At 69.1% G+C, this 7,358-nt stretch carries 6 protein-coding genes; 5 read left to right on the top strand and 1 reads right to left on the bottom strand.

Features of this window, described 5'->3' with window-relative positions; genetic code table 11:
- The first annotated feature begins 2 nt into the window (after positions 1–2).
- The 4 genes from fmt to ABGA94_RS07040 all read left to right on the top strand — a co-directional run bounded on the left by fmt (position 3) and on the right by ABGA94_RS07040 (position 5,357).
- Positions 3–881 (top strand): methionyl-tRNA formyltransferase, encoded by an 879-nt coding sequence (gene fmt, locus ABGA94_RS07055; protein ID WP_375366819.1) that lies wholly within the window; start codon positions 3–5, stop codon positions 879–881.
- A 3-nt stretch (positions 882–884) separates the two neighbouring features.
- Positions 885–2,216: a 16S rRNA (cytosine(967)-C(5))-methyltransferase RsmB gene (gene rsmB, locus ABGA94_RS07050; protein WP_053496983.1), complete on the top strand. Its 1,332-nt coding sequence runs from the start codon at positions 885–887 to the stop codon at positions 2,214–2,216.
- Positions 2,217–2,238: 22 nt separating this feature from the next.
- Positions 2,239–3,948, top strand: a complete 1,710-nt coding sequence (locus ABGA94_RS07045) for an ArnT family glycosyltransferase (protein WP_375366817.1) — start codon at positions 2,239–2,241, stop codon at positions 3,946–3,948.
- A gap of 152 nt (positions 3,949–4,100) precedes the next feature.
- On the top strand, positions 4,101–5,357 hold the full coding sequence (locus ABGA94_RS07040; RefSeq protein ID WP_005419601.1) for an O-antigen ligase: 1,257 nt from the start codon (positions 4,101–4,103) through the stop codon (positions 5,355–5,357).
- A gap of 30 nt (positions 5,358–5,387) precedes the next feature.
- Here the strand turns inward: ABGA94_RS07040 and ABGA94_RS07035 are convergent, their stop codons facing one another.
- A complete protein-coding gene (locus ABGA94_RS07035) occupies positions 5,388–6,194 on the bottom strand; it encodes a glycosyltransferase family 2 protein (protein ID WP_375366815.1) in 807 nt (268 codons plus the stop codon).
- On the opposite strand from ABGA94_RS07035, the gene ABGA94_RS07030 reads away from it, so the two are divergent.
- Positions 6,193–7,251, top strand: coding sequence for a CDP-glycerol glycerophosphotransferase family protein (locus tag ABGA94_RS07030; protein WP_375366821.1), 1,059 nt, complete (start codon positions 6,193–6,195; stop codon positions 7,249–7,251). The genes ABGA94_RS07035 and ABGA94_RS07030 overlap by 2 nt on opposite strands.
- Positions 7,252–7,358: the final 107 nt, after the last annotated feature.

Here is a 7,358-nt window from a genome sequence, read left to right as displayed (position 1 = left end):
CGCTGCGCGCCGCGGCGCGCCACCACGAGGTCGTGGCCGTCTATACCCAGCCTGACCGGCCGGCCGGGCGTGGCCGTGGCCTGGCACCATCGCCGGTCAAGCTCGAGGCCGTGGCCCGTGGCATTCCGGTCTACCAGCCCGAATCACTGAAGGACGAGGCTGCACAGCAGCAGCTGCGCGACCTGCAGCCGGACCTGATGGTGGTGGTGGCCTACGGCCTGATCCTGCCCAAGGCGGTACTGGCGATCCCGACCCACGGCTGCTGGAACGTGCATGCCTCGCTGCTGCCACGCTGGCGCGGTGCTGCGCCGATCCAGCGCGCGATCCAGGCCGGTGACGCAAAGACCGGTGTGTGCCTGATGCAGATGGAAGCGGGCCTGGATACCGGCCCGGTGCTGCTGCACCAGGAACTGCCGATCGCTGCCACCGATACCGGTGGCCAGCTGCATGACAAGCTGGCCGAGCTGGGTGCACAGGTCCTGTCCGACGGCCTGGGCCTGCTGCGGGCCGGCATCAAGCCGATCGCGCGGCCGCAGCCGGAGCAGGGCGTGACCTATGCGCACAAGCTGGACAAGGCCGAAGCCCGTCTGGACTGGGCGCAGGGCGCCGATGTGCTGGCGCGTACCGTGCGTGCCTTCAATCCGTGGCCGATCGCCGAAGCGACGCTGGCTGGCGAACGCGTGCGCATCCATGGCGCGGTGGCGCTGGATGAGGCCCACAGCCAAGCGCCGGGCACGGTGCTGGCGGCCAGCCGCGATGGCATCGACATCGCCTGTGGCCAGGGTGCACTGCGCTTGCGTACGCTGCAGCGCGAAGGCGGCAAGGCGATCACCGCCGCCGACTACCTCAACGCCCGCCGTGATCTGCGCGTGGGAGCATAAGCGGTGTCGAAGCAGAACGATTTCTCCGTGGCCAAGGCGGCGCCGGGCGCGGCCACGCGCATGCTGGCCGCGCGTGTGCTGGCACAGGTGTTCACCCGTGGCCGTTCATTGAAGGCCGAACTGGCCTGGGCGCTGCCGAAGCTGGCCGACAGCCGCGATCGTGCCTTGCTGGAAGCGCTGTGCTTTGCGGTGCTGCGTCGCCGCAGTACCTATGACGCTGCCTTGCAGTCGTGGATGCAGAAGCCGCTGTCGGCGCGCGACGCCGACCTGCGCACCCTGTTGATGGTGGGCTTCGCCCAGCTGGACGTGCTGGAACTGCCGGCGCATGCGGCGCTGTCGGCCACGGTCGATGCCGCGCGTGCGCTGGGCCGTGAGCGCCAGGCCGGCCTGGTCAATGCGATCCTGCGCCGCGCGCAACGCGAGGGTTTCCCGGAGCAGCCGGCGCGCGATGCCTTCCCGGAATGGCTGGCCGATGCGGTGGAACGCGATTGGCCGGTACAGGCCGACGCGATCTTCAGCGCCAGCCTGCAACCGGCACCGTTGTGGCTGCGTGCCAACCGCCAGCACGGCGGCCGTGACAAGGCACTGGCGGCACTGGCCGAGGCGGGCATTGCCGCCGAACCCAGCGCGCTCTGCGCCGATGCACTGCGCCTGGCGGCCCCCGTTGCGGTGAACCAGCTGCCGGGTTTTGCCGACGGTGCACTGTCGGTACAGGACCTGTCGGCGCAATGCGCAGCCGACGCGCTGGCGCCCGCGACCGGCGCCCGCGTGCTGGACGCCTGTGCGGCACCCGGTGGCAAGTCGGCGCACCTGCTGGAACGTGACCCCAGTCTGCGCCTGCTGGCGCTCGATATCGATGCGCGTCGACTCGCGCGCGCCCGCGATACCTACACCCGCACCGGTGTGGGTGAGGGCGCGCAGACCCGGGTGGCCGATGCCAGCGATCCCGGGGCCTGGTGGGATGGCACGCCGTTCGACGCCATCCTGCTGGATGCCCCGTGCTCGGCCACCGGCGTGATCCGCCGCCAGCCGGACGTGATGTTCCACCGCCGCGCCGAGGACATCGATGCGCTGGTCGGCGTGCAGGCCCGCCTGCTGGAGGCCTGCTGGTCGATGCTGCGCCCGGGAGGCGTGCTGCTGTACGCCACCTGTTCGATCCTGCGCGCCGAGAACGTCGATCAGGTGCGAGCCTTCCTGAAGTGGCATCCGGACGCAGCGGCACAGCCTCTGGATGACACATTCGGCCTCGATTGCGAGGGGATTGCGCGCCAGCGCCTGCCGGGTGACAACGATGCTGACGGTTTCTTTTACGCGCGTCTGCTAAAAACAGCCTGACCCCGCTGACGTTCCGAGTCCCATGCTGAAATCCCGCGCGTCGCGCGAGACGTGGTTGTTCGTGGTGATGGCCCTGCTGGTGCTGGGGGCCGGGCTGGGCCTTCGTGATCCGTGGCCGTCGGACGAACCGCGCTTCGCGCTGGTGGCCAAGCAGATGTTCGACAGCGGGCAGTGGCTGTTCCCGCATCGCGGCACCGAGCTGTACTCGGACAAGCCGCCGATGCTGATGTGGTGGCAGGCCACGCTGTACAGCCTGGTCGGGCAGTGGCGCGTGGCCTTCCTGCTGCCGTCGCTGCTGGCGGCCCTGGGCACGCTGTGGTGCGTGGTCGACCTGGGGCGACGCCTGTGGACGCGGCGGGTGGGGCTGTACGCCGGCTGGGCGCTGCTGTTCGCGCTGCAGTTCACCTTCCAGGCGAAGAAGGCGCAGATCGACCCACTGCTGCTGCTGTTCATCACCCTGGCCAACTACGGCCTGCTGCGCCACCTTTTGCTGGGACCAAGCTGGCGCTGGTGGTGGCTGGGCTGGTTCTTTGCTGGCATCGGCGTGATCACCAAGGGCGTGGGGATGCTGGCGCTGCTGATGCTCGTGCCTGCGGCCATCGCCGCGGCGTTGCAGTGGCCACGGGTGGGACTGCATGCGCGCGACGCGCGTTTCTGGCTGGCGCCGCTGGCCTTCCTGCTGGCGGTGTCGTTGTGGCTGGCGCCGATGCTGCTGGCCGGCTTTGCCACCGGCTCGGACGAGTACCTGGCCTACATGGACGACATCCTGTTCCAGCAGACGGCGCGGCGCTACGCCCATTCCTGGGACCATCACCAGCCCGCCTGGTACTTCCTGGCGACGATGCCGCTGATGTGGATCCCGGCGTTCCTGGCCCTGCCCTGGGCGATTCCGGCGTGGCGCCGCCGGCTGCGCCGCCGCGACCCGCGCTACCTGCTGCCGCTGGCCTGGTGGCTGGTGGTGGTGCTGTTCTTCTCGATTCCCGCCGGCAAGCGCGATGTGTACATCCTGCCGGCACTGCCGATGTTCTGCCTGGTGCTGGCGCCGCTGTTGCCTGGATTGCTGAGGCGGCGCGATGTGCAGGCCGTGGTGGGGGTGTTCACCGGCCTGCTGTCACTGGGCCTGGCCCTGGCCGGTGCGATGGCGGTGCTGGGCGAGCCGGCCTTCGAGCTGCGCCTGACCCACAGCCGCGGGCTGGCGCCCGGCGCCGTCGACGCACTGGCCTGGACGATCCTGGCGATGGGCGTGTGGGGCGGATTGAGCCTGCTGGCCTGCGGCCGTCGCCGGCATCTGGCGCTGGTGTCGACCCTGGCGATGGTCTGGGTGCTGTACAGCCTGGTCGGCTATCCGCTGCTGAACGATTCCAGTTCCGCCCGCGGCCTGATGCGCACGGTTGGTGACCGTCTGGGACCGGATGCCGAATTGGGGCTGGTGGCCTGGAAGGAGCAGCATCTGCTGTTGGCCGACCGCCCCGCAGCGACCTTCGGTTTCGAGACGGACTGGGACGAGCAGCTGATTGCGGCCACGCGCTGGCAGCGGCTGGCGCCCGGACGCCGCTGGTTGCTGGTGCACGAATACGCGATGCTGTCGTGCGTCGACCGCAACCGTTCTGAACTGGCCGGCGTGGCCAACCGGCGGCGCTGGTGGCTGGTGCCGGCAGCAGCGGTGAAGGTGCCCTGCGTGGTCACTGCAGAGGAGCGCGAACGTGAACGGCGTTTGCAGGAACATGACTAGCCACCACGATTCCGGCTTGTCCAGTCTGCCCAAGCGGGCCCAAAGGCAGTAAAACAGCAGGCTGGGACGGCCTCCGTTGGTCCTTCCCGTTCTTCCCGCAGATTGCAGCGATACTTCCCGACGTGCCAGCTTCACCGGACAACCTGAACCCCATGGCCGACGACCCGCTGGGCGTTCCCGCCGGTGGGCGCCATGGGGCCGCGCATGCGCTGGCCCAGCTGGGCCTGTTCTGCCTGCCGGCACTGGTGCTGACCGTGCCGATCAACCTGCTGCCGTATGGCCTGCTGCTGCTGCTCAGCACGCTGCTTGCGCCGGAGCTGCTGTGGCGCGCGCGCGGCATGGCCGGTCAGCCGGTGAAAGTGCTGGCCTGGCTGATGCTGGCGGTGCTGGCGCTCGGCGTACTGTCGGTGGTGTTGTTCGAGCAGGGCCTGCGTGACGTCGACAACCGCTCGCGATTCGTGGTGATCCCGTGGATCGCGCTCTGGGTCTGCGCGCTGCGTCCCAACCTGCGGTGGCTCTGGTACGGATCATTGACCGGCCTGCTCGCCACCTTCGCGATGTCGCTGTGGCAGGTGCTGGGTGGCGCCCCGCGCGCAGAGTTGTTCACCAACGCCATCGTGCTGGCCGACATCGTGATGGTGTTGATGGTGCTGCTGGTGTTCTGTCGCCCGTCGCGGCGCTGGTCGCTGGTGATCCTCGGCACGGCCGCCGGCTGCGGCACCATCGTGCTGACCGGCAGCCGCGGCGTGTTCGCCGCCCTGCTGGCGCTTCTGGTGGTGCTGGCACTGAGCCTGCGCTGGCGCACCGGTGCGGCGCGCCTGTCGGTGCTGGCCGGCATGCTGGCGATCGGCGCGACCCTGTTGCTGTCGGTGCCGGAGCTGCGTCACCAGGTGCGCCTGAGCGAGCTGCACAGTGACGTGCAGCGGATGGAACTGGGCGACAGTGATTCTTCCGCCGGTGCCCGCGTGGAACGCCTGCAGGTGGCCTGGGAGACCTTCCTCGATCACCCGCTGGTGGGTGTTGGCATCGGTCATTTCGACAGTGCGATGCTGCGCGTGCCGGTCTGCCGGGAGAATCCGGAAGAGTTGCGTTGCCACCTGGGGCATGCACACAACGATGTTGCCGAATGGGCAGCGACCCAGGGCGTACCGGGCCTGCTGCTGTTGCTGGCGGTATATGGCATCCCGCTGTGGTTGTTCGTGCGCCTGCATCGCCGTAGTGGCCGGTCAACCTTCCGTGGGCCGGCCGCAGCCGGCATCATGCTGGTGATCACCTACGCGTTGTGCGGACTGACCCAGTCGATGTTCGCGCACCAGATGACCGCCAGCTTCTACGTGACCCTGGTCGGCCTGCTGACCGGCCTGTCGATCGTCGAAGGCGCGCGCTACCGGGCAGCCACCGGGGCGTGAGGCGTCGGCGCGCCGGGCAGGGCCCGGCGATCAGGGGTTCGGCGGGTCGGCCACGGCCTGGCCGTTGCCCAGCATCCACAGCATGATGGTCTTCTGGCGCACGTAGTTGGCGCGCACATAGGCGTAGACCAGGCCATGCCAGCCGTCGCGGAAGCCGCCACGGAACACGAAGCCGCGCCAGAACCGCCAGGCCGGTGCCAGCACCAGCTTGCCCAGCGTGGCCCGTTTACCGCGCGCGAACTCGTGCTCGGCCATCATCCGCGCGTACTTCTCGGTTTTGGCCAGCTGCTGCTGCAAGGAGCGGTAGGGGTAGTGGACCAGGTCGCCGCGCAGGGTACCGACACTGCCATCGACGCTGGCGGCCTCGTGGATCTCGCGCTTGCCGCGCCAGCCGCCACGGCGGCGGTCGAACAGGCGCATCACCCGGTCCGGGTAGGCATTGCCATGGCGCAGGAACTTGCCGAAGTACTCCGACAGGCGTGCGAAGCGATAGCCGGCATGGCCAGCGAAGCCACCGTCGCGGGCCTGTTCGATGGTCTCACGCAGTTCCGGGCTGATCCGCTCATCGGCGTCCAGGCACAGCACCCAGTCGTGGCGGGCCTGCTCGACGCAGTACGCCTTCTGGCTGCGGAAGCCGTCGAACGGGCGCTGCAGCACGCGGGCGCCTGCGGCCTCGGCGATGGCCACGGTGGCATCGGTGGAGTAGGAGTCCACGACGACGATCTCATCGCAGAAGGCCAGTGAGGCCAGGCAGTCGCCGATGCGGCCGGCCTCGTTGAACGCGATAATGCAGGCCGAGATGCGAGGCCGTTCGATGGGAGCGGTCGTGGAGGACATGATGGCCGGGTACCTGTTGTTTGCGACGGAGCGCTATGCGCTGCCTATTCTCGCCCCGTTGGCGCAGGCCTTGCACGCCTCCGGGCAGGAGGTGGCAGCCTGGTTCGAGGGCGGCGCGGCCGGCAGCCAGCTGCCGGGAGTGCCCAACATCGGCCTCAAGCAGGCGCTGGCAATGCGGCCGCGGGCGGTGTTCAGCGCCGCCAACTGGGTGCCGACCTTCCTTTCGGGAGCCAAGGTGCAGCTGTTCCATGGCTTCAACGTGGAGAAGCGGGACAGTGCGCGCGGCCACTTCCGGGTGCGCGGCATGTTCGACCTGTACTGCACGCAGGGGCCGGCCACCACCGGGCCGTTCCGCGAGATCGCGGCCCTGCAGGGCCACTTCGCGGTGGCCGAGACCGGCTGGCCGAAGCTGGATCCGCTGTTCCGCGACGATGGTGGCGAGAGCGCCGCGCTGCGCGCCGCCGCTGGAGGACGCCCGGTGATCCTGTTCGGTTCGACCTTCACCGAACGCCTGAGCGCAGCCCCGCACCTGCATGCGCAGATTGCTGCCGACATCGCCGAGGGCAAGCGCTACTGGCTGCTGACCCTGCACCCGAAGTGCCCACCGGAATTGTTCGAACGCTACCGCGCCCTGGCCGGTGCCAATGCACGCTTCATCGAGCCGGAGCAGGTGATGGCCGCACAGCGCGCCGCCGATGTGCTGGTGTCCGATACGTCCTCGATCGTTTCGGAGTTCATCGTCCAGCACAAGCCGGTGGTGACCTTCCGCAACCGGGTGCCCAAGCCGCACATGATCGACTTCGATGAACCGGTGCAGCTGCCTGCGATGCTGCAGCGCGCGCTGCATCCCGACGCCGCGCTGCAGGCGGAGATCGTGCGCTACGCCGATGCCATCCATCCGTACCGCGATGGCCTGTCCAGCGAGCGCGTGATTGCGGCCACCGAGGATTTCCTGTCCGGCGAGATGGGCGCGCTGCGGCGCAAGCCGTTCGGCAGCTGGGTGCGCGACCTGCAGATCCGCAAGGACCTGGGGTATTGGGGGCCGTCGCAGCACTGATGGGTTGATGCGGATACACGCCATGCGTGGATGCGCGATCCCGCTCGCCGCGGTAGTGCCGGCCGCTGGCCGGCAACCTCGGGGATGTGTGCGGTTGCCGGCCAGCG

It is taken from the genome of Stenotrophomonas sp. 3diitr2024 (assembly GCF_042136455.1).
Classification (GTDB): domain Bacteria; phylum Pseudomonadota; class Gammaproteobacteria; order Xanthomonadales; family Xanthomonadaceae; genus Stenotrophomonas; species Stenotrophomonas sepilia.
This window is presented reverse-complemented; position numbering and strand designations above follow the sequence as displayed.